Annotated in this window: 20 protein-coding genes; 14 read left to right on the plus strand and 6 right to left on the minus strand. The window is 59.0% G+C overall.

Annotated features, from left to right (window positions below):
• Positions 1–56 precede the first annotated feature (56 nt).
• The 12 genes from kdpF to HGP17_RS13255 all read left to right on the plus strand — a co-directional run bounded on the left by kdpF (position 57) and on the right by HGP17_RS13255 (position 12,785).
• Positions 57–146 carry a K(+)-transporting ATPase subunit F gene (gene kdpF, locus HGP17_RS13200; protein WP_163985493.1) on the plus strand — a complete coding sequence of 30 codons (90 nt, stop codon included), beginning with the start codon at positions 57–59 and terminating at the stop codon, positions 144–146.
• Between the two features lie 27 nt (positions 147–173).
• Positions 174–1,877, plus strand: coding sequence for a potassium-transporting ATPase subunit KdpA (gene kdpA / locus HGP17_RS13205; RefSeq protein ID WP_168809577.1), 1,704 nt, complete (start codon positions 174–176; stop codon positions 1,875–1,877).
• Positions 1,878–1,889: 12 nt separating this feature from the next.
• Entirely contained in the window at positions 1,890–2,051 is a 162-nt protein-coding gene (locus HGP17_RS13210) for a hypothetical protein (protein WP_168809579.1), read from the plus strand.
• Positions 2,052–2,099: 48 nt separating this feature from the next.
• Positions 2,100–4,187: a potassium-transporting ATPase subunit KdpB gene (kdpB, locus tag HGP17_RS13215; protein WP_168809581.1), complete on the plus strand. Its 2,088-nt coding sequence runs from the start codon at positions 2,100–2,102 to the stop codon at positions 4,185–4,187.
• Positions 4,188–4,199: 12 nt separating this feature from the next.
• Complete coding sequence (locus HGP17_RS13220; protein ID WP_168809584.1) at positions 4,200–4,805, plus strand: K(+)-transporting ATPase subunit C; 606 nt, start codon at positions 4,200–4,202, stop codon at positions 4,803–4,805.
• Positions 4,806–4,865: 60 nt separating this feature from the next.
• The gene (locus tag HGP17_RS13225; protein WP_168809586.1) at positions 4,866–7,577 is read left to right on the plus strand and encodes a sensor histidine kinase KdpD; all 2,712 of its coding nucleotides are present in this window, start codon (positions 4,866–4,868) and stop codon (positions 7,575–7,577) included.
• Positions 7,574–8,266, plus strand: coding sequence for a response regulator transcription factor (locus tag HGP17_RS13230; protein WP_168809588.1), 693 nt, complete (start codon positions 7,574–7,576; stop codon positions 8,264–8,266). The genes HGP17_RS13225 and HGP17_RS13230 overlap by 4 nt, the downstream gene beginning before the upstream one ends.
• 93 nt (positions 8,267–8,359) lie before the next feature.
• Positions 8,360–8,815, plus strand: a complete 456-nt coding sequence (locus tag HGP17_RS13235; protein ID WP_168809590.1) for a PTS sugar transporter subunit IIA — start codon at positions 8,360–8,362, stop codon at positions 8,813–8,815.
• A gap of 160 nt (positions 8,816–8,975) precedes the next feature.
• Positions 8,976–10,004 (plus strand): sulfate ABC transporter substrate-binding protein, encoded by a 1,029-nt coding sequence (locus tag HGP17_RS13240; protein WP_168809592.1) that lies wholly within the window; start codon positions 8,976–8,978, stop codon positions 10,002–10,004.
• A gap of 6 nt (positions 10,005–10,010) precedes the next feature.
• Complete coding sequence (gene cysT, locus HGP17_RS13245) at positions 10,011–10,868, plus strand: sulfate ABC transporter permease subunit CysT (protein WP_168809594.1); 858 nt, start codon at positions 10,011–10,013, stop codon at positions 10,866–10,868.
• Positions 10,858–11,727, plus strand: a complete 870-nt coding sequence (cysW, locus tag HGP17_RS13250) for a sulfate ABC transporter permease subunit CysW (RefSeq protein WP_168809596.1) — start codon at positions 10,858–10,860, stop codon at positions 11,725–11,727. Before cysT ends, cysW begins: the two co-directional genes overlap by 11 nt.
• A gap of 11 nt (positions 11,728–11,738) precedes the next feature.
• Complete coding sequence (locus HGP17_RS13255) at positions 11,739–12,785, plus strand: sulfate/molybdate ABC transporter ATP-binding protein (RefSeq protein ID WP_168809598.1); 1,047 nt, start codon at positions 11,739–11,741, stop codon at positions 12,783–12,785.
• Between the two features lie 92 nt (positions 12,786–12,877).
• Here the strand turns inward: HGP17_RS13255 and HGP17_RS13260 are convergent, their stop codons facing one another.
• The 3 genes from HGP17_RS13260 to HGP17_RS13270 form a co-directional block, all read right to left on the minus strand.
• The gene (locus HGP17_RS13260; RefSeq protein ID WP_205925959.1) at positions 12,878–13,483 is read right to left on the minus strand and encodes a hypothetical protein; all 606 of its coding nucleotides are present in this window, start codon (positions 13,481–13,483) and stop codon (positions 12,878–12,880) included.
• A 64-nt stretch (positions 13,484–13,547) separates the two neighbouring features.
• Positions 13,548–14,345, minus strand: a complete 798-nt coding sequence (locus HGP17_RS13265) for an NAD(P)-dependent oxidoreductase (protein WP_168809600.1) — start codon at positions 14,343–14,345, stop codon at positions 13,548–13,550.
• Between the two features lie 245 nt (positions 14,346–14,590).
• Positions 14,591–15,364: an SDR family NAD(P)-dependent oxidoreductase gene (locus tag HGP17_RS13270; protein ID WP_168809602.1), complete on the minus strand. Its 774-nt coding sequence runs from the start codon at positions 15,362–15,364 to the stop codon at positions 14,591–14,593.
• A gap of 110 nt (positions 15,365–15,474) precedes the next feature.
• Here HGP17_RS13270 and HGP17_RS13275 point away from each other — a divergent pair, with 110 nt between their 5' ends.
• Positions 15,475–15,918 carry a MarR family transcriptional regulator gene (locus tag HGP17_RS13275; RefSeq protein WP_168809604.1) on the plus strand — a complete coding sequence of 148 codons (444 nt, stop codon included), beginning with the start codon at positions 15,475–15,477 and terminating at the stop codon, positions 15,916–15,918.
• On the opposite strand, the gene HGP17_RS13280 is transcribed toward HGP17_RS13275, so the two are convergent.
• Positions 15,919–16,662 (minus strand): CDP-diacylglycerol diphosphatase, encoded by a 744-nt coding sequence (locus HGP17_RS13280; protein WP_168809606.1) that lies wholly within the window; start codon positions 16,660–16,662, stop codon positions 15,919–15,921.
• Positions 16,663–17,405: 743 nt separating this feature from the next.
• On the opposite strand from HGP17_RS13280, the gene HGP17_RS13285 reads away from it, so the two are divergent.
• Positions 17,406–18,161, plus strand: a complete 756-nt coding sequence (locus HGP17_RS13285; protein WP_168809608.1) for an SDR family NAD(P)-dependent oxidoreductase — start codon at positions 17,406–17,408, stop codon at positions 18,159–18,161.
• 112 nt (positions 18,162–18,273) lie between these two features.
• Here the strand turns inward: HGP17_RS13285 and HGP17_RS13290 are convergent, their stop codons facing one another.
• The gene (locus tag HGP17_RS13290; protein ID WP_168809609.1) at positions 18,274–19,107 is read right to left on the minus strand and encodes an endonuclease/exonuclease/phosphatase family protein; all 834 of its coding nucleotides are present in this window, start codon (positions 19,105–19,107) and stop codon (positions 18,274–18,276) included.
• Positions 19,108–19,231: 124 nt separating this feature from the next.
• Positions 19,232–20,695: a phospholipase D-like domain-containing protein gene (locus tag HGP17_RS13295; protein ID WP_168809612.1), complete on the minus strand. Its 1,464-nt coding sequence runs from the start codon at positions 20,693–20,695 to the stop codon at positions 19,232–19,234.
• Positions 20,696–20,991: the final 296 nt, after the last annotated feature.

Raw genomic sequence — 20,991 nt, forward strand, 5'->3', positions numbered from 1 at the left:
CTCCTATGTGTCGCCTATACCAAGGCCTGCGACAGCCTCTAGTCGGAGAGACGGCAATGCTTCTCGATTACATTCTCGGTGGCGGCGTGACGCTCTTTCTCACCGTCTATCTGGTCTATGCTCTTATTCGCCCCGAGCGCTTCTAACAGCGCTGGATAGGGAAAGTTACCTCCATGACCCTCAACGGATGGCTTCAGATCCTGATCTACATCGGGATCCTTCTCCTGCTCGTCAAACCACTCGGCGGTTATATGACCCGCGTCTTTACCGGCGAGCGCACCTTCCTCTCTTTCGTCCTCCGTCCTGTGGAACGGGGGCTTTATCGTCTGGCCGGCACAGACGAGCGCGAAGAGCAGCATTGGACGACTTACTCGGTCTCCATGCTGCTGTTTAGCCTTGCCGGCTTCCTTGTTCTGTATGCGTTGCAGCGTCTGCAAGGCAGCTTGCCGTATAATCCGGCCGGCATGACGGCAGTCGGTCCGGAACTCTCCTTCAACACGGCAACCAGTTTCGTCACCAATACCAATTGGCAGAACTATGGTGGCGAAAGCACGATGTCCTACCTCGTGCAGATGGCCGGCCTGACCGTGCAGAACTTCGTCTCCGCCGCGACCGGCATTGCGATCGCCATTGCGCTGATCCGCGCCTTCGCTCGCGCTTCGGGCAAGGCGATCGGCAATTTCTGGGTCGATATGATCCGTGCGACGCTCTACGTGCTTTTGCCGATCTGCTTCGTTCTGACGCTGGTCTTCGTCTATCTGGGCGTGCCGCAGACACTTGGTCCCTATGTGGACGCGACGACGCTCGAAGGTGCGCGGCAGACGATTGCCGTCGGCCCGGTTGCCTCGCAACTTGCCATCAAGATGCTCGGCACAAACGGTGGCGGCTTCTTCAACGCAAACTCGGCGCATCCCTTCGAAAACCCCGATGCTATTTCCAATCTGTTGCAGATGCTGGCGATCTTCGCCATCGGTGCGGCGCTGACAAATGTCTTCGGCCGCATGGTCGGCAGTCAGCGTCAGGGTTGGGCCATCCTCGCCGCAATGGGCGTGCTCTTCCTTGCCGGCGTGCTCGTCACCTATTGGGCTGAGGCCGCAGGTAATCCGTTGGTCCATGCGCTCGGCATTCAGGGCGGCAATATGGAAGGCAAGGAAGTCCGTCTCGGCATCGCTGCGTCGTCGCTCTTCGCCGTCATCACGACTGCCGCCTCGTGCGGTGCGGTGAACGGCGCACTCGACAGCTTTACCGCGCTCGGCGGTCTGATCCCACTCATCAACCTGCAGCTCGGCGAAGTCATCGTCGGCGGCGTCGGCGCCGGCTTCTACGGCATCCTGATGTTCGTCATCATCGCCATTTTCGTCGCAGGCCTCATGGTCGGCCGTACACCGGAATATCTCGGTAAGAAGATTGAGGCCAAGGAAGTGAAGATGGCAATGCTTGCCGTGCTTTGCCTGCCGGCCGGCATGCTGATCTTCACCGCGATATCGGCCGTGTTGCCCTTCGCAGTCGCCTCGGTTGGCAATGCCGGCCCGCACGGCTTCTCCGAAATCCTCTATGCCTATAGCTCGGCGGCGGCAAATAACGGCTCGGCCTTCGGAGGTCTGTCCGGCAACACGCCCTGGTACAACATCACGCTCGGTCTCGTCATGCTGATCGGCCGCTTCCTTGTCATCATCCCTGCGCTTGCGATCGCCGGCTCGCTGATCACCAAGAAGACGGTTCCTGCCTCGGCCGGCACCTTCCCGACGGATGGTCCGCTCTTCGTCGGCCTCTTGGTCGGCACGATCCTGATCGTCGGCGGTCTGACCTTCTTCCCGGCGCTCGCGCTCGGACCGATCGTCGAACATCTCGCGATGATCGCAGGCCAGACCTTCTAAGGAACTGATGTCATGAGCCAACCGCTTTTGGCCAAGCTTCGAAAAGTCATCGATCCACGCCCCTTCGACAGGGGGCGTGGCCCGGCCGGAATGAACTGCGCGTCCGATGCCATCTTGCTGGCGATGGGCGCCCTGTTTTTCGGTCTCGTCGTCTTCGGTTTTCTAATCGGCTGATCGGCAGCGTTCCGATCTGACGTTTTCCTCTTCACGCTGGAGCCTCTTATGAGCCAGTTAAAATCAGCGAGTATTCTGGATTCTCGCATCCTCGTTCCGGCGATCGGCGCATCGTTCAAGAAGTTGAACCCGCGCACCCTCGCCAAGAACCCCGTCATGTTCGTGGTCGCTGTCGTATCGGCACTGACGACCGTTCTCTTCCTGCGCGACCTCGTCACCGGCGGCGGCAATATCGCCTTTTCTCTACAGATCAATATCTGGCTGTGGTTTACGGTGCTGTTTGCCAATTTCGCCGAAGCCGTCGCCGAAGGTCGTGGCAAGGCGCAGGCGGATTCGCTGCGCAAGTCGCGTACCGAAACCCAGGCGAAGCTGCTCGTCGGCAACAGCCGGACCGACTACAAGATGGTGCCCGGCACCAGCTTGAAGGTCGGCGATGTCGTGCTGGTGGAAGCCGGCGACATCATCCCTTCGGACGGTGAAGTCATCGAAGGTGTTGCTTCGGTCAATGAGGCCGCGATAACCGGGGAATCGGCACCTGTCATCCGCGAGTCGGGTGGGGACCGCTCGGCCGTCACAGGTGGCACACAGGTTCTGTCGGACGAAATCCGCGTCCGCATCACCGCCGCCGCCGGATCAACCTTTATCGACCGTATGATCGCGCTGGTCGAAGGTGCCGAGCGCCAGAAGACGCCGAATGAAATCGCGCTCAACATCCTGCTTGCCGGGATGACGTTGATCTTCGTGCTCGCAACGGTCACCATCCCAAGCTTTGCCGCCTATGCCGGCGGCTCGATCCAGACCGTGGTGCTGGTTGCCCTCTTCGTGACGCTGATCCCGACGACCATCGGCGCGCTGCTTTCGGCGATCGGTATCGCCGGCATGGACCGCCTGGTGCGCTTCAACGTGCTGGCCATGTCCGGTCGTGCCGTCGAGGCTGCCGGTGACGTCGACACGCTGCTTCTGGACAAGACCGGCACGATCACCCTCGGCAATCGTCAGGCGACCGCGTTCCGTCCGGTCCGTGGCATCAGCGAGCAGGATCTTGCCGACGCTGCCCAGCTTGCTTCCCTCGCCGACGAAACACCTGAGGGACGCTCGATCGTTGTGCTTGCCAAGGAAAAATATGCGATCCGTGGCCGCGACATGACGAGCCTGAAGGCGACCTTCGTGCCCTTCACAGCGCAGACCCGCATGAGCGGCGTCGACCTTGAAGGGTCCTCGATCCGCAAGGGCGCCGTCGATGCTGTTCTTGCCTATGTCGAGGGCGCTGCCAACGGCAGCAATGAGAGCACCGCCGTTATGTCGCGCACGTCGAGCGAAACGCTGCGCGAATTGCAGACGATCGCCGATGAGATTGCCAAGGCCGGTGGGACGCCGCTCGCTGTGGCCCGCGATGGCCGCCTGCTCGGCGTCATCCATCTCAAGGACATCATCAAGGGCGGCATCCGCGAGCGCTTCGCAGAATTGCGCCGCATGGGCATCCGGACGGTCATGATCACGGGCGACAACCCGTTGACGGCGGCAGCCATTGCGGCCGAGGCCGGCGTCGACGACTTCCTTGCCCAGGCGACCCCGGAAATGAAGTTGGCGCTGATGCGCGAAGAGCAGTCCAAGGGCAAGCTCGTCGCCATGTGCGGCGACGGTACGAATGACGCGCCGGCACTTGCACAGGCCGATGTCGGCGTGGCCATGAACACCGGCACGGTCGCTGCGCGCGAAGCCGGCAACATGGTCGATCTCGACAGCGACCCGACCAAGCTCATCGAGATCGTCGAGATCGGCAAGCAGCTGCTGATGACCCGCGGCGCACTGACGACCTTCTCGATTGCCAACGATATCGCCAAGTATTTCGCCATCATACCGGCGATGTTCATCGCCTTCTATCCGCAGCTGAAGATGCTGAACATTATGGGCCTTGCAACCCCGCAGAGCGCCATTCTCTCGGCCATCATCTTCAACGCGCTGATCATCGTCGCCCTGATCCCCCTGTCGCTGAAAGGTGTTCGCTATCGCCCGATCGGCGCTGGTGCGCTGCTCAGCCGCAACCTGCTGATCTACGGCCTTGGCGGCATTATCGTCCCCTTCATCGGCATCAAGGCCATCGATATGGCGATCACCGCCATTGGCCTCGCCTAAGGAGTTTCTCTCATGTTGAAACAAATCAGACCCGCAATCGTCATGATCGTCGCGACCACCGTCCTGACCGGCCTTGCCTATCCCCTGGCTATGACAGGCGCCGCCCAGGCACTCTTTCCCCGCCAGGCCAATGGCAGTCTGGTGGAGAAGGACGGCAAGGTGATCGGCTCCACACTGATCGGCCAGAACTTCACGACCGACAAGTATTTCCACGGCCGTCCTTCCGCGACGACTGCAGCCGATCCGAACGATCCGACCAAGTCGGTTTCGGCACCCTACAACGCCGCAAACTCTGCGGCATCCAACCTGGGTCCGACCAACGCGAGCCTCATAACCCGCATCAAGGGTGACGCTGCAACCTTGCAGGCGCAGAACCCGAACATGCCAGTGCCGATCGACATGCTCACCACCTCGGGCAGCGGTCTCGACCCCGACATTTCTCCCGAAAACGCCTATTTCCAGGTGCCGCGCGTCGCCAAGGCCCGCAACATGGATGAGGCCAAGGTCCATTCGCTTGTCGAGGCAGCCATCGAGCCGCGCGAGCTTGGTGTTCTGGGTGAACCTGTCGTCAACGTGTTGGCATTGAACCAATCGCTCGATGCCTCTATCAATCAATAGGTTGAGAAGATTGAGACGGCTATGGCCGTCTCAATCTCGTAACGGAAGACAAATCCACGAATGGCAGATGACAGCCGCGATATGATGAGCAGGCCTTCGCCCGACGCGCTTCTGGAAAAAGCCAAGGCAGAGGCACGGGGCCGGCTGAAGATATTTCTGGGTGCCGCACCGGGTGTCGGTAAGACCTATGAGATGCTGATGTCTGGCAGGGCCAAGATCGCTGACGGCATCGATGTTGTGGTGGGTGTTGTCGAAACCCACGGCCGTCGGGAGACGCAGGCTCTGCTCGACGGCTTCGAGATCATTCCGCGGGTCAATGTCGACTACAAGGGACGCGCGCTGGAGGAGATGGATCTCGACGCCATTCTCAAGCGTCGTCCCGAACTGGTGCTCGTCGACGAACTTGCTCACACCAATGCGCATGGCAGCCGGCATCCCAAGCGCTATCTCGACGTCAAGGAGCTGCTCGAGCGCGGCATCGACGTCTACACGACGCTGAATATCCAGCATGTCGAAAGCCTCAACGATGTCGTCTCGCAGATTACCCGCATCCGTGTGCGGGAGACCGTGCCTGATTCCATCATAGACCTTGCCGACGACGTCGAAATCATCGACCTCACGCCGGACGATCTCATCAAGCGGCTGCACGACGGCAAGGTCTATGTCTCGAAGACCGCCGAGCGAGCGCTCACCAATTATTTCACACCCGGCAACCTGACGGCCCTGCGTGAGCTGGCGCTGCGGCGCACCGCCCAGCGGGTCGACGACCAGTTGCTGACCCATATGCAGGCGCATGCGATCCAGGGGCCCTGGGCGGCAGGCGAGCGCGTTCTCGTGTCCATCGACCATCATCCGCGCTCGGCATCCTTGGTGCGCTATGCCGCGCGTATGGCGTCGCGACTGCGTGCGCCATGGGCTGCCGTTTACGTCGAGACAAACCGCTCGATCAGCCTCACGGAAGCGCAGCGCGACACGATTGCCGCAACGCTCAGGCTCGCCGAGCAGCTCGGCGGCGAAGCGATCACCCTACCGGGTCGAGAGGTGGCAGAGGAACTGCTTCGCCACTCGGCAAGCAACAACGTGACGCATATCGTCATCGGTTCGCCAAAAATCGGCTCCTGGCGCGATTGGTCCCGCCGCTCGGTGTCCTACGATCTCATCCGCAGGGCGGGGGACATCAGTGTCCATGTGATTTCCGGCAGCGATGCGGACGGGCAGGCAGCGAACCGTGGCGTCAAGGTTGCGCCTTCGCCTCCACCTTTCCAGCTGCGCGGTTATGCTCTGGCGACGCTCTATGTCGCTATCGCCCTGGGCTTCTGCGTCATCCTCGATCAGGTGCTGGATGTTCGCAATCTGGCGCTTGTCTTTCTGATGGCTGTTCTCGCCAGTGCCGTAACGCAGGGTCTGCGTCCGGCGCTCTATTCCTGTATTCTCGGCGCGCTCGCTTTCAATTTCTTCTTTCTGCCGCCCCGCTACACACTGACGATCAGCGATCCGGAAAGCGTGCTTGCCCTCTTCTTCTTTCTTGGGGTCGCCATTGTTGCAAGTAACCTGACTGCGACAGTGCAGCGGCAAGCGGCGGCGGCGCGGCAGCGCGCACGAACCACCGAAGACCTCTATCTCTTTTCGAAGAAGCTTGCCGGCACCGGTACGCTTGACGACGTCTTATGGGCGACCGCCTTCCAGTTGGCCTCGATGCTGAAGCTGCGGGTCGTGCTGCTTCTGCCGGAGCACAACACGATCGCCGTGAAGGCAGGCTATCCGCCCGACGACACGCTTGATGATGCCGATATCGCAGCCGCGCGCTGGGCCTGGGAGCACAATCACGCGGCCGGTCGGGGCGCCGATACTCTGCCGGGGGCCAAGCGTCTGTACGTTCCGCTGCGCACCGGCCGCACCGCTGTCGGCGTCATCGGCCTGGACAGCGATCGCCGCGACGGACCGCTTCTGACGCCGGAACAGCAGCGACTGCTCGATGCACTTGCGGATCAGGCAGCTCTTGCCATCGAGCGTGTGCAACTGGTTGCCGATGTCGATCGTGCGAAGCTGGCTGTCGAGGCAGACCGACTGCGCTCGGCGTTGCTGACGTCCATATCGCACGATCTGAAGACGCCGCTTGCCGCCATCCTCGGCGCCGCCGGCACTTTGCGCGATTATCTGGAATCGCTGCCGCCAGAGGATCGCGTCGATCTTCTTTCGACCGTGATCGACGAATCCGAGCGCCTCAACCGCTTCATCGCCAATCTCCTCGATATGACCAAGATCGAATCCGGGGCGATGGAGCCGAATTATGCGTTGCACTATGGCGGTGACATCGTCGGCAGCGCCCTGCGTCGTGCGGGAAAAATCCTCACACACCATCGTGTTGAGGCGCAAATGCCCGTCGACCTGCCGATGGTGAAGGTCGATCCGGTTCTATTCGAACAGGTGCTGTTCAACCTGCTCGATAACGCCGCAAAATACGCGCCTGATGACTCGGCGGTTCGCCTGGAGGCATGGGCCGATATCGACAATATTGTGTTTCGCGTGATGGACGAGGGACCGGGTATCCCACCTGCCGATCTCGAGCGCGTCTTCGACACGTTTTATCGCGTCCGCAAGGGCGATCAGGTGAGGGCGGGTACGGGGCTTGGCCTGTCGATCTGTCGCGGCTTCATCGAGGCGATGGGCGGCACGATCATGGCCGGCAACCGAACGGATCGTCAAGGCGCCGTCTTTACCATCCGCCTGCCTAGACCAACAGATGTCCCGAAGCTGGATGAGCTGAAATGAACACCACTGCCGTCAAAATACTCGTCGTCGATGACGAGCCGCCGATCCGTAAGCTGCTGCGTGTCGGTCTGGGCGCCCAAGGCTATGTCGTCAACGAGGCGCAGAATGCCGCCGCCGCCCGCGCTTCCGTCGTTGAGGACCAACCGGATCTGATCGTGCTCGATCTTGGTCTGCCGGATAAATCCGGGCAGGATCTCCTGCTGGAATGGCGTGAGGACGGTGTGCAGATCCCGGTCGTTATTTTATCGAGCCGTACCGACGAAGCCGGTATCGTCAAGGCGCTTGAAAGTGGTGCGGACGACTATGTCACCAAGCCGTTCGGCGTCAACGAACTGGCAGCGCGCATCCGCGTGGCGCTGCGCCATCGGCTGCAGCAGCAAGGCGAAAAGGCGATCTTTCAGACCGGCGGCCTCTCGATCGACCTCGTCAAGCGTATCGTCAAGGTGGATGGCAAGGAGATCAAGCTGTCGCCGAAGGAATACGATATCCTTCGGGTTCTTGCCCAGCATGCCGGCAAGGTGCTGACCCATCAGTTCCTGTTGAAACAGATCTGGGGTCCCGCGGCCGATGTGCAGTATCTGCGCGTCTACGTCCGGCAGCTCCGGCAGAAGATCGAGCAAATTCCCGACCAGCCATATTACATCACCACCGAGACCGGCGTGGGTTACCGCCTTCGCGAGCCAGAGTAGATGAACGATCCTCGGCCTTGGATGTCATCGCCTGCCAGACGCGGCGATGGCCGTCCGGTTAATGCAATCGAATTTCGATCCTGAAGAGCGCCCATGGACCTTTCCTCCGTTATTCTGCCCGAACATGTCTTCGTGGGGGTCTCCGCTCCGACGAAGTGGAGGGCGCTGCAATTGCTGTCCTCGAATGCCGCCAGCTGTTTCGGTCTTGAGGAGGCGGCAGTTCTCAGGGCGCTGGAAACTCGTGAGAAGCTTGGAACGACCGGCATCGGCAATGGTGTGGCCGTTCCTCATGCTGCAATCGCGGGTATGACGAGGCCACGCGGGCTGCTGGTTCGTTTTTCGCGCCCGGTGGATTTCGAAGCCATAGATGATGTGCCGACCGAATGGGCATTCGTGCTTCTTTTCGGAGAGGAGGGGCGAAGCGAGTATTTAAATGTTCTGGCTGCCATTGCACGGCGTTTGAGAACGGAGGGCGTTCTGTCGGCGATGAAGATGGCAAGAAACGCCGAGGTGCTTTACTCCGTTTTTATGTCCGACTCTTCCGCCTAATAACCCTCAATCATAGGGCATTGCTCATTGGCGGGAATGTGATTTCATTTTTTCGGATTCTATGGGATGGTGTTCTCAGGAGTTCCCAAAAACGGGAACGGCCTTCGTTACTTTATACGACCAAGTTGATAGGGTTTAAGGACAAACGAAGGGGGTATCCATGCAGACGATAAGGCTTTCCCGGCTTCTCGCCACCGCAGTTTTGATCGGCAGTTTCTCGATTGCGGCGGTTGCGCCGACATGGGCTGCGGACAAGACGCTTCTGAACGTGTCTTATGATCCGACGCGTGAGCTGTATAAGGATTTCAACGCCGCCTTCGCTGCAAAGTGGAAGAAGGACACCGGCGAGAGCGTCAATATCAAGGCTTCGCATGGTGGTTCCGGCGCCCAGGCGCGCTCGGTCATCGATGGTCTCGATGCGGATGTCGTGACGCTGGCGCTTGAAGGCGACATTGATGCGATCGCCAAGGCGACACACAAGATCCCGGCAGATTGGAAAACCAAGTTCCCGAACAATTCCGTTCCCTATACATCGACCATCGTGTTCCTCGTGCGCAAGGGCAATCCGAAGGGCATCAAGGACTGGTCCGACCTGATCAAGGATGGCGTCGAAGTCGTTACGCCGAACCCGAAGACCTCGGGCGGCGCGCGCTGGAATATCCTGGCGGCATGGGCTTGGGCCAAGCAGGCCAATGGCGGTGACGATGCCAAGGCTCAGGAATATCTGACGCAGCTTCTGAAGCATGTGCCGGTTCTCGACACCGGTGCGCGCGGCGCAACGACGACCTTTGTCCAGCGCGGTCTCGGCGATGTCCTGCTTGCCTGGGAAAACGAAGCTTATCTGTCGCTCGACGAACTTGGGCCCGATAAGTTCGAAGTTGTCACGCCGTCCTTCTCGATCCGTGCCGATCCTCCGGTTGCCGTCGTTGACGGCAATGTCGACACCAAGGGGACGCGCAAGATCGCCGAAGCCTATCTGAACTATCTCTACTCGGATGACGGCCAGAAGATCGCTGCCAAACATTATTATCGGCCGATCAAGCCGCAGGCGGCGGATCCAAAGGATATCGCTCGGTTTCCAAACCTGAAGCTTGCGACGATTGACGATTTCGGCGGTTGGTCTCAAGCTCAGCCAAAGTTCTTCGATGATGGTGGTATCTTCGATCAGGTCTACAAGCCGGGGCAATAAGACTGAATGCATTCTATAACCCGCAAACGGTGGCGGTTTCGGCAGCCGAGTGTCATTCCGGGCTTCGGATTGGCGCTCGGCGTTACCTTGGCTTGGCTCATCTTCATTGTCCTCATTCCGCTGTCGGGGCTCCTTTGGAAAAGTAGCTCCCTCGGCTGGTCGAAGTTCTGGACCCTGGCTCTTGATGTGCGCACGCTCTACGCGTTGCGCATGAGCTTTGGCGGCGCGTTCATCGCGGCGCTTGTCAACGCCGTCCTCGGGCTCATTCTGGCCTGGGTGCTGGTGCGCTATCGCTTTCCCGGAAAACGCCTGATCGATGCTATGGTCGATCTCCCTTTCGCGTTGCCGACAGCCGTTGCCGGTATTGCGCTGACGACGCTTTATGCGCCGAATGGCTGGATCGGTCAGTTCCTGACGCCGCTCGGCATCAAGATTGCCTTTACGCCGATCGGTATCGTCATCGCTCTCATCTTCGTCGGTTTGCCGTTCGTGGTGCGCACGGCGCAGCCTGTGATGGAGGAGATCGATCGTGAAGTGGAGGAGGCGGCCGCCACTCTTGGCGCGACACGCTTTCAGACCATCACCAGGGTTCTTCTGCCGGGGCTTGCCCCCGCCGCGTTGACCGGCTTCGCGTTGGCTTTCGCGCGCGCTGCGGGCGAATACGGTTCGGTGATCTTCATTGCCGGCAACAAGCCGTATGTCTCGGAAATCGCTCCCTTGCTCATCGTGATCCGCCTCGAGGAATATAACTACGCGGCGGCGACGGCGATCGCGACAGTCATGCTGTTCATTTCCTTCACCATGCTCTTGATCATCAATCTCATTCAGGCTTGGAGCAGAAGGAGGTATGGCTATGGCGCATGATACTTCCGTCTCCCGCGTCGAGCATCCCGTGATCACGGAGAGCCGTTTCGCGCGTGTTGTCTTCGTGCTGATTTCGCTCGTCTTTCTGACGTTGATGGTGCTTTTGCCCCTCGCTGCCGTTTTCGTCGAAGCCTTCCGCAAGGGCGTCGAGACGTTTTTCGAAGCGCTGGTGGACGAGGAGACGTTCGCGGCAATCCGGCTGACACTGATCGTTGCCGGCATCAGCGTACCCTTGAATCTCGTTTGCGGCGTTGCGGCCGCATGGGCGATCGCCAAGTTCGAGTTCAAGGGCAAGGCGTTCCTGACGACGCTGATAGACCTGCCTTTCTCCGTCTCTCCGGTTATCTCCGGTCTGGTATTTGTGCTTCTGTTCGGCTCCAACAGCGTGCTGGGACCTTGGCTCCAGAGCTATGGCATACAGATTCTGTTTGCCGTGCCCGGACTGGTGCTCGCGACGATGTTCGTGACCTTTCCTTTTGTTGCCCGCGAGCTCATCCCGCTCATGCAGGAGCAGGGCAGCGCGGACGAAGAGGCGGCGCTGTCGCTCGGAGCCAACGGTTGGCAGACCTTCTGGTATGTCACCCTGCCGAACATCAAGTGGGGTCTGCTTTACGGCGTGCTTCTCTGCAACGCTCGTGCGATGGGTGAGTTCGGCGCCGTTTCGGTCGTGTCGGGGCACATCCGAGGCGAAACCAACACCATGCCGTTGCAGGTCGAGATCCTCTATAACGAATATAATTTCTCGGGAGCCTTTGCTGTTGCCACGCTTTTGGCGCTGCTTGCTCTTGTCACGCTTCTACTGAAGACGCTGCTGGAAATGCGCTTTAGCGAAGAGATCGCAGCCAGCCGGCGTCACTGAAGGAATTTTTGATGGAAGTTCGCGTTCAAAATTTGCGCAAGGAATTCGGCCGGTTTCCTGCTCTGCACGATGTTTCGCTCGATATCCGTTCGAGCGAGCTGATAGCGCTGCTCGGCCCTTCCGGCTCCGGCAAGACGACGCTCCTGCGCCTGATCGCGGGTTTGGAGACACCGACCGAAGGGCAGATTTTCTTCGGCGAAGAAGATGCGTCTCGAAAGACCGTGCAGCAGAGGAATATCGGCTTTGTGTTCCAGCATTATGCGCTCTTCCGGCACATGACCGTGCTGGATAACGTCTCGTTCGGCCTCAAGGTCCGCTCGGCGTCGCGGCGGCCTCCACGTGACGAAATTCGTCGTCGTGCGATGGAGTTGCTGGAACTGGTGCAGCTGAACGGCCTGGAAAAGCGCTATCCCGCGCAATTGTCCGGCGGCCAGCGGCAGCGCGTTGCGCTGGCGCGTGCCATGGCCGTCGAGCCGAACGTCCTGCTGCTTGACGAGCCTTTCGGCGCTCTCGACGCGCAGGTTCGCAAGGATCTGCGCAAATGGCTGCGGGAAATCCACGATCGCACCGGTCATACGACCGTGTTCGTGACGCATGACCAGGAAGAAGCGCTCGAACTTGCCGATCGCGTCGTGGTCCTGAACAAGGGTGCGATCGAACAGGTGGGAACGCCCGACGAGATCTACGATACGCCGAACTCCCCCTTCGTTTATGGCTTCATCGGCCAATCCAATCGGGTCAAGGTGCGCATCAAAAGCGGCGAGATATGGTTTGACGAGCGGCCTTTGGGTTTGAGCACGCCGCATGAGGCGGATGGCGAGGCCGATCTTTATTTCCGCCCGCACGATATCGAGCTGCACGAAGGCAGCGGGAGCGCGATCGCTGGCTTGCTGGTCTCCAGCCGTCGTGTCGCCGGCACGCGCCATCTTGAGCTCAATATCGGCGCAAGCCACGATCACATCGAAATCGAGTTGCCTCCAAACAAGGCTGATACACTCGACCGCAATCGTATTGCCTTCAGGCCGACTCGTTGGAAGCTGTTTCGTAACGGTGGTTGATGAGGCCGTGAACTCATAGACGCGAACGGCGGATATGGGGGAAAGCTATCAGACGACTTTCTAGGCCGTCGGCTGACCGGAATCCCTTAAGGCTAATATGTTTGGCTGCGGATTGTAAAACGGTAATCGATGTCGGCCTGGGACGTGACAGGCTCTCTTTCTGTTTTTCTTAAAATAAATTCAAACGCAGGTTCAAAGTCGCCATTTCTCAGCAACTCGCCTCCCAATATCTCAACGTCGTACCACCCGTTTTCAAGCTCGATGATTGGCCTGCCTCCGGGGCCTCGGTAACGCTCCAGGAGCGCGGATACATTCGCACTGGTAAATGCGTTCAAGATTCGCCAAGTATATAGAAGTAAACAATTATTTTCTATTTTTAGCACATAGCCGGCGCGTCTATGCTGCAGGTGATGTCCTGATTTGAGAAATTCAGGCGTTTCATCATCAAGGGTGAAGATAATATTGTACGGATAGTTCTCTATTCCGGCCATGGGGATGATGATGCCTTCGCGTGCCGCCCTATCACCGCTCTCATTGCTCGCGAACTCTGCCCCAAGATCATCTCCAAGGCTGTTTTCCGCTTTCCAGCCCTCCAAAAGACGGATGTCGCCGAGAATAAAATAATCGACCAAGTCATTGAGAACTTCGGAGAACTCATGCCGTGTTTTCATAAGCACCTGCAAGATTTTGAACGGCACTTAATCGAGCCGCTGCAACGCCCCTGACCAGCGCCTCGAAAGCCGGCGGTTATCTCCTATATCGTCAGTCTTCCGGGTGCGCAGCCGTCACGAAGCCGCCGCCCTGGTAGACGACTGCCGGATCGTTCGGATCGTCAGGCGCTGTTTTGGAGAGAATTTCCCTGCGCCAATGCGCGGCGTTGTCTCGCGGACGCCAGCCGAGAAACGCAGCGTGGCTGTTGTCCCACCACTGCTCATCATTATCGGAAACACCGTAGATGATCGTGTGGCCGAGCCGCGGTGTCTCAAACGCGCAGCCGCAAAGGGACAGAAAGTCTCGCGGGCTGAACCAGGTGGCCATCATGCGGGTGTTGCGCGGCTCGGGAAAGCATGAGCCGATGCGCACGGACAGTGTCTCTTGGCCGAACTTGTCGAAGTAGAGGCTGGCGACCGCTTCACCAAACACCTTCGAAACACCATAGAGAGAATCCGGACGGGTCGGCGCCTGGCTGTCGATGCGCTCGTCCCGGCGGTAGAAACCGATCGTGTGGTTCGAACTTGCAAAGACGATGCGCGGTCTGCCTGCAGCGCGTGCGGCTTCATAGAGATTGTAAAGTCCGAGAATATTGCCCTGCATGATCTGGTCGAATGGCTTTTCGACAGAGATCCCGCCAAGGTGGATGATGCCGTCTACTCCATTCACCAATGAGTCCACGCCGCTACGATCTGAAAGATCGCAGGCAACGAAGCGCTCGCTCGGGCGGAGGTCCTTTATCGGTGTGAGATCGGATAACACGACGCTTTCGGCGATCTGCGATAGAAGCGGCCTGAGCGATTGGCCGACACCGCCGGCGGCGCCGGTGAGCAGCAGAGTTTTGAGCATGAATCGCCTCTCGGATCAGTCTGGCAGGACGTTATAACAGGGCCTGTGGTCAGTCATCATATATCTGAAATTAAACGGCGAAATTGGGGAGCGCGCCGATTGTCGAGTTTGTGGAGGCCGCTTTCGGACCCGCGCCATCTACTGGTCGTCAAGCACAGGCCGAGATGTCGAAAACCCACGCGGCGCAGCAAGTATGGCCAATTGCTTGTATCGGCTCGCGATGCGGACGATTGATGTCGATCCTATCAATATTGGCGCACAGGGGAGCGCCCGGAAACGCCGTCGAACAATTCGCGATCAAGGGCAAGGCGCTGCCTGACGAGCGGGCCTTCGGTCGCCCCGAACCCGATCTCGTCGGCCTGGCCGGTTCTCAGCGCAGAAAAGACGGAATCGCAAAACTCGTCGAGATTCGCGCCATGCGTCACGCCTGCGGCCATGAGGCCGGTGCGCACGGCGGGCGGGATGATCTCGATGACACGTATTGCCGTGTTTGAGAGCGCAAATCTGAGGTTGGTCGTATAACTGTGCATCGCAGCCTTGCTGGCGCTATAGACTGGCGCAAAAGGCTGCGGGATCAAAGCGCCGCCGGACGTGACATTTGCAATGAGGCCGGTGCGACCATGCCTGAGCACGAGCGGAATAAGCAGATGGTTGAGATGTATCGGAGCTGAGAACAGCACATCTATCTCGCTTTGTCGCTCTGTCCAAGTCGCCATGTCCTCGGCGAGCGAAAGCCGGCGCTGAATGCCTGCATTGTTGATGATCACATTCAGTCTTGGGACGTGCTTTTGCACATAGAGCGCAAGCTTTTCCCGTTCGTCGGCAACGCCGATATCATTGACAAAAGTTCGCACTCCGGGGGCTACTATCCTCGCGCGGCTCAGTCTGTCTTCGTTTCTGCCCGTGACCAGGACGTTTGCGCCCTCTGCCAGGAGGCGTTTCGCAAGACCGAGTCCGATACCATCGCTGCCACCCGTTATGAGAACATCGGCATCGTTGAAGGCAAATGGCGCATTCATGATCGACTCCTTGGATTTTGAAACACTGCTGACAAGACCTGGGTTGTCATAACAACCTTAATCTAGGATTTCAGGTTGCTATGTCAACCTGTGGCGACTAATGTTTCCTGATGACGGACCAAGAACTATCGAGAAAAGATCTGGCGATCTGGCACGCCTTCAAGCAAATGGGCGTGGTGGTCATGACCGAGGTTGAGAGAGATCTCGCCGAGATGGCGGATCTGACGGGAAGCGACTACGGTGTGTTGTCTCGCCTCGTTGATCTCGGGGATGGCGAGTTGCGCCAGCAGATGCTTGCGAATTCGATGGGATGGCATAAAAGCCGGCTGTCACATCAATTGACGCGGATGCAGGAGCGTGGTCTCGTCCGCCGCCGGGAGACGGCGCCCCGCGTCGTCACGGTCAGCATCACGCCATTCGGCAGACAGAAGATTGACGCCGCTCGGCCCATTCATGCGGCGTCGGTGCGCAGGTGGCTTCTCACGCGCCTTTCCTGTGAGGAAGCTGATGCGCTGCTCAAGCTATCTGCGAAACTGACCGCCAATCAAAGGTAGCTACAGCTGACATTTGGGGTCGATCATGTCCTCGGCCGACCCGCGGGATTTGCGTTCGGTCATGATTCTCGCGAGAATGTAAAAGCCATGTCGTCCGTCTGTAGACGTCGAGCCGAAGACGCCGACAACGACGTTTTTCATGTTGGCGCGTGCACCATCAAGACTGTCAGCGACAAGCTGTAGAGGATTGAGATTTGAGAGGTCATCGGCCACGTAGAATGTAGCCCGCCAACCGGCTCTGGTGTTCAAATTCGTAAAACCGTCGCTTCCGATCTGTTGCGCATGGTCTCTCAGCAGGGCGCGGAAGCGTGGCGTCACGCATCCCATGTGTATATGAAGCCGATCTTGCGTGCGCCAGTTGGCGGCGTTAATCGCGAGAGCAAAATCTCGTGCGGAGCCGTTCGCCGTGCGTGCCGTGTTTGACGCCGCTTGCTCTTTCCATGCCGCTTCGAAATAGTTCGGTGCCCCGGCTCCGATCAGCCGCGCGTCTTCAATGCCCGGCACATCCGCGAGCGGCGCCAGAATGGTTCGCTCCTTGTCTGTCGGCTCGCGGAGAATGGCGTAGGACGACAAGGGATCTTGTTCCCGAACGACCTTGAGGCACGGATAGGGCGATCCGATGACGGTAGCGTTGATCTCGCAGGCTTGAACGACCAGCCCCAAAGCGGAACGGCTGGCGAAGGAACTCATGACGATGATCGCGACGACAAGCGAGGCGAGAAGAACGATAAGTCGAGGCTTCATGCGTGATTTCGAGCTTCTGCTGACAAGCCAATCATGTTCGCGGATCCGGCCGTCATGATGCTTTACCCTAATCCCTGGCAATAAAACGGCAGACGACAGCGCATTCCCGTTCTATCCGCCTGAACGTTGATATTTGCAGAATATTCGTTCTGCGAAACGGCACCAATAGAATTGGAGGGTGGTGTTAATCCAGCAAATTTAGCGTGAACGCCTTCAGGATCTGGCGTCGGCGTTGACTTTCAAACTCTGGAACCCTGCCAGCCGCCGCTTGACAGCGAGCGGCTCGCCGCGCTAGAGGCGAAGTCGCAGCTGCTCTTTCAGCGCTGTCGTAGGCGTTACCGTCATCCAACGCGTCCTTTGTCGAGAAGGTCCCAGCAGGGAGGTCTCGATGCAAGAGGCGTTTATGGTATGACATCGTTTTTTCCATTTTCATCGTTTGGTCGTTCGAAAGCTCCAGCACCGTCCCGGATCACGGATACGCGTTGGATCGGCTCGTCATCGTCGGGGCTCGTCCGCCGGTGCCGCACCGTGAGTTGCGATCGGTTGATTGCGGAGAAGCGACGTTTGCCCATTGGCGCTGGCGCAGCCGACATTGCTCTCTTTCCGTTTCACGACTGCGTAGAACGACAGAGAGCCGTGCAGGCGTGCGCTCCAAACGGCCATCTCGCGGAACTCCAGCAGGGAGCCGCGATCACGGTCGAACCGTCGGCGCAGGACCGACATCGAACAATGGAGCAGATATTATGCAAATGACTGGCAACACCATCCTCATCACCGGCGGCACCAGCGGTATCGGGCGCGCGCTTGCCGAAGCCTTCCACGATCGCGGCAATCGCGTGATCATTACCGGGCGGCGCTCGTCTCTTCTGACGGAAATCACCGCCGAGCGACCAGGCCTTATTGGCATGCCGCTTGATCTGGATGACCCGACCTCATTGTCACGCCTCGCAACCGATGTGCGGTCGCTCTTCCCGGAGCTGAATGTTCTTATCGCAAATGCCGGTATTTCCCGAACGGAGGACATGACCGGAGACGATTGGGACATTTCCGACGCTCAATCGGTCGTCGAGACGAACATCATGGGCGTCCTGCGGGTGACTGCGGCGTTCCTGCCGCTGCTAAAGGCCCGACGGGATGCGACCATCATGGCAACAAGTTCCAACCTCGCTTTTATTCCGCGTGCCGATTTCCCGACCTATTGCGCCAGTAAGGCATTTCTCCATTCCTGGCTGCAATCATTGCGTCATCAACTGCGCAATATCCCGGTCGAGGTGCTGGAGCTTTCGCCGCCTTATGTGCAGACCGTGCTGACGGGCGAGCATCAGGCGTCCGATCCTCGTGCCATGCCGGTGGCTGCTTACGTGGCGGAGGTTATGCAGTTGCTGGAAGCGGGCAGCCATCCGAAGGGAGAGGTGCTGGTCGAGCGCGACCGGACCAGACGTTCCGCCGAGCGCGACGGGCGTTACGACGAGGTTTTCGCTGCCATCAATCCCGCCTAAGAAGGAACATCGCTCCGTTCATTTCGCGATCGATTTTTCAAGCGAATGGTTATGAATCGGGGGTCACGGCTTCAAAATGAGACCGTGATCCCCGACTGAAGGTTGCTCGGTTTCATCCCGTGCGCATTTCAGCATCGTTGTCGAGGGTTTCCAGGCTGACAACGGCCTTGATCGGCAGGTGGTCCGAGGCAACGCGCGCCAACGGCGAGTCGTGAACTTCGACCGCTGAAATCATACCGCGCCGATTGGCCATGATACGATCGAGTGCCAAAAGCGGCAGCGTTGATGGAAAGCTGGGTACGGGTGGAGGTAGTGGGCCGAAGGCCGCCTGAAATGTGTTGAGCGACGAACGATCGCCAAGCCGCCATTCATTGAGATCACCCAGCAGGATCGTCGGCGTCTCGCCGCGGTCATTCATGAGATCGACGATCAATCGCGTCTGCTGCGCGCGCGAGCGATGCAGGAGACCGAGATGAGCCGCGATGATGCGAATGCTGCCGCCGCGCGCGAGTTCAATCTCGGCAATCAATGCGCCGCGCGGCTCCAAGCCGGGGAGCTTGATCTGGTGCACATCGCGCACTGTGCCCTGCTTGAAGAGCACGACATTTCCGTGCCAGCCATGGGCCTTTGTGGTCCCGGCGATGGGCACGGGGATGAGGCCGGTCTCGCGTTCAAGGCGGCGCAGGTCGAGCAGGCCGGTGCGTTCCCCAAAACGCGTGTCGGCTTCCTGCAAGCCGATGACATCGGCATCGATCTCATGGATGACTCGGCCTATTCGCTCGGGATCGAAACGTCGATCCGCACCAACACATTTATGGACATTATAGGAGGCAATCAACGTGCCGTCAGGACGGGTGGGTTTGCCAGGTTGCTTCGCGCGTGATTTGCTTCTGCTCTTCAGGCTTTCCAGGATGCTTGCCCGCAGGCTTTCTTTCTTTTTTCGCATCTGTCTGTCGACCGCTTCCTTGATCAGATCACGTGGGGCGTATCGGTGCGAGTATAGGAAGCCTTGTTGCGCCTTGTCATGTAAAAAGGCTGCGACATAAGCGGAATACGGCCGAAACCGCCGTTCAGAGATAGGGCGAGCCGAGCCAGAGGACCTTTTCGATCAGTTTGACGATGAAGGGACGGGCGCGCAGTTTTTCAAGCTCCACCGGATGGGCGGTCTCCAATATATGGGCAATGTGGGCGTCGATCGTGCCCGCGAAGCCACGATCCATCACCTCCAGATCGACCTCGAAATTCAGCCGTAGCGATCGCGGATCGAGATTGGACGAGCCGACATAAGCCCATGTTCCGTCGACGGCGAGGAGTTTGGAGTGGTTGAACGGTCCCTCGGCCCTCCAGATGCGGCAGTAATTCTTCAGCATCTGGTCGAACTGCGCGGTCATGGCGCGATCCACGAGGACGAGATTATTGGCGGTGGGCACAACGATATCGACATCGACGCCGCGCCGGGCTGCGGTGACCAGCGCGCTGATCAGCTCCCGATCCGGGAGAAAATAGGGCGACATGAGGCGGATCGATTTGTTTGCCACCGACAGGGCGCCGATCAGCATCTTGTGATTGGTCTCGACGCTCCGGTCTGGCCCGGAGGCCACAACGCGCATGAAGACGGGTGCGCCCGGCTCATTGGAGGGAGGGGCAATGCGCCATTCGTCGCCGTTCAACGCCTCGCCGGTGGTGAAGCGCCAGTCCTCGGCGGCCGTGTTGAAGAGATCGGCGACCGCTGGGCCGGTGACGCAGAAGTGCATGTCACGGGCGCAATGATCCTGGGCGAATTCGCGCGTAAAACCCTGGCGGATATTCATGCCGCCGGTAAAGGCGATCCGCCCGTCGATGCTCAGGATCTTGCGGTGGGTGCGCAGGTTGGCGTAGGGCAGCCGCAGTCCGATGATAACGTTGCCATTGAAGACGTCGACATCGACTCCACCCTCGCTGAGATAACCCATGATACTCGGTACCGAATAACGCGCACCCACGGCATCGATGAGAACACGGACGCTGATGCCGCGCTTGACGGCTTCGATCAATGCATCGGCGATGCGCAGACCGATTGGATCGCGGTCGAAAATATAGGTTTCCATCAGGATGCTGCGTTCGGCGCCATCGATGGCAGCTTTCATGGCGGCATAGGCGGCATCGCCGCTTGTCAGCATCTCGATGGTGTTGCCGGTGCTCATCGAGTAACGGACCACGCGATCGCCCAGAGTTTTCATGGAGCTGAACCGCTCGCCGAAGAGCCGGCGTACCCGATCGCCATCGGCATCGAAACTCGCAAGCTCGCCGGCAGCATCCTTTCGGAAGAGCACATCGCGTTGCGAGCTCAATGAGGCTCGGCGGATGCGATTGATGCCTGCGACCGCGTAGATCAGAGCGCCGATGATCGGCGACAGGATGATGACGCCGACCCAGCCGATTGCCGCCCGAACATCCTCTTTGGTCATCGCAGCATGGATTGCAGCAACCGCTCCCATGGCGATGGACAGGACTGCGAGAATTTGGCCCCAATGGGCAACCACGAGGTCGATCATGCCGCGACTATATCTTTGCCCGCGAAAGCTGCAATCAGCCCTGTTACGATCTGAGATACATAGCGGTTTCCAGCAGGAAAATCGATCTTATTAGATATTTTTAATTGAACCTCGTGAGGCTCCCGCTCATATTGAATCATGTTTCGGCTGCTTCGCTACCGTCCCCCACGGTACGCCGTGTTCTTGAGTATGAGGCGCCGCTGGAGTTCGAGAGCCGACATTCGCGAAAGCGCCCATGTAAAGTTTCCGGTCATGGGTCTCGGCTGCTCGGGGGGAGGTATGAAAGCCCGCATTTC

The organism is Rhizobium sp. P38BS-XIX (assembly GCF_012641435.1).
GTDB lineage: Bacteria > Pseudomonadota > Alphaproteobacteria > Rhizobiales > Rhizobiaceae > Rhizobium.

Bases quoted from the DNA above. Each gene is read 5' to 3' on its own strand.
- HGP17_RS13290 (WP_168809609.1), bottom strand. From the start codon at position 19,107: ATGCGAAAAAAGAAAGAAAGCCTGCGGGCAAGCATCCTGGAAAGCCTG.
- HGP17_RS13270 (WP_168809602.1), bottom strand. From the start codon at position 15,364: ATGAATGCGCCATTTGCCTTCAACGATGCCGATGTTCTCATAACGGGT.
- HGP17_RS13275 (WP_168809604.1), top strand. From the start codon at position 15,475: ATGACGGACCAAGAACTATCGAGAAAAGATCTGGCGATCTGGCACGCC.
- cysT (WP_168809594.1), top strand. From the start codon at position 10,011: ATGCATTCTATAACCCGCAAACGGTGGCGGTTTCGGCAGCCGAGTGTC.
- HGP17_RS13235 (WP_168809590.1), top strand. From the start codon at position 8,360: ATGGACCTTTCCTCCGTTATTCTGCCCGAACATGTCTTCGTGGGGGTC.
- kdpA (WP_168809577.1), top strand. From the start codon at position 174: ATGACCCTCAACGGATGGCTTCAGATCCTGATCTACATCGGGATCCTT.
- cysW (WP_168809596.1), top strand. From the start codon at position 10,858: ATGGCGCATGATACTTCCGTCTCCCGCGTCGAGCATCCCGTGATCACG.
- HGP17_RS13220 (WP_168809584.1), top strand. From the start codon at position 4,200: ATGTTGAAACAAATCAGACCCGCAATCGTCATGATCGTCGCGACCACC.
- HGP17_RS13295 (WP_168809612.1), bottom strand. From the start codon at position 20,695: ATGATCGACCTCGTGGTTGCCCATTGGGGCCAAATTCTCGCAGTCCTG.
- HGP17_RS13255 (WP_168809598.1), top strand. From the start codon at position 11,739: ATGGAAGTTCGCGTTCAAAATTTGCGCAAGGAATTCGGCCGGTTTCCT.
- HGP17_RS13225 (WP_168809586.1), top strand. From the start codon at position 4,866: ATGGCAGATGACAGCCGCGATATGATGAGCAGGCCTTCGCCCGACGCG.
- HGP17_RS13240 (WP_168809592.1), top strand. From the start codon at position 8,976: ATGCAGACGATAAGGCTTTCCCGGCTTCTCGCCACCGCAGTTTTGATC.
- HGP17_RS13230 (WP_168809588.1), top strand. From the start codon at position 7,574: ATGAACACCACTGCCGTCAAAATACTCGTCGTCGATGACGAGCCGCCG.
- HGP17_RS13265 (WP_168809600.1), bottom strand. From the start codon at position 14,345: ATGCTCAAAACTCTGCTGCTCACCGGCGCCGCCGGCGGTGTCGGCCAA.
- kdpB (WP_168809581.1), top strand. From the start codon at position 2,100: ATGAGCCAGTTAAAATCAGCGAGTATTCTGGATTCTCGCATCCTCGTT.
- kdpF (WP_163985493.1), top strand. From the start codon at position 57: ATGCTTCTCGATTACATTCTCGGTGGCGGCGTGACGCTCTTTCTCACC.
- HGP17_RS13210 (WP_168809579.1), top strand. From the start codon at position 1,890: ATGAGCCAACCGCTTTTGGCCAAGCTTCGAAAAGTCATCGATCCACGC.
- HGP17_RS13285 (WP_168809608.1), top strand. From the start codon at position 17,406: ATGCAAATGACTGGCAACACCATCCTCATCACCGGCGGCACCAGCGGT.
- HGP17_RS13280 (WP_168809606.1), bottom strand. From the start codon at position 16,662: ATGAAGCCTCGACTTATCGTTCTTCTCGCCTCGCTTGTCGTCGCGATC.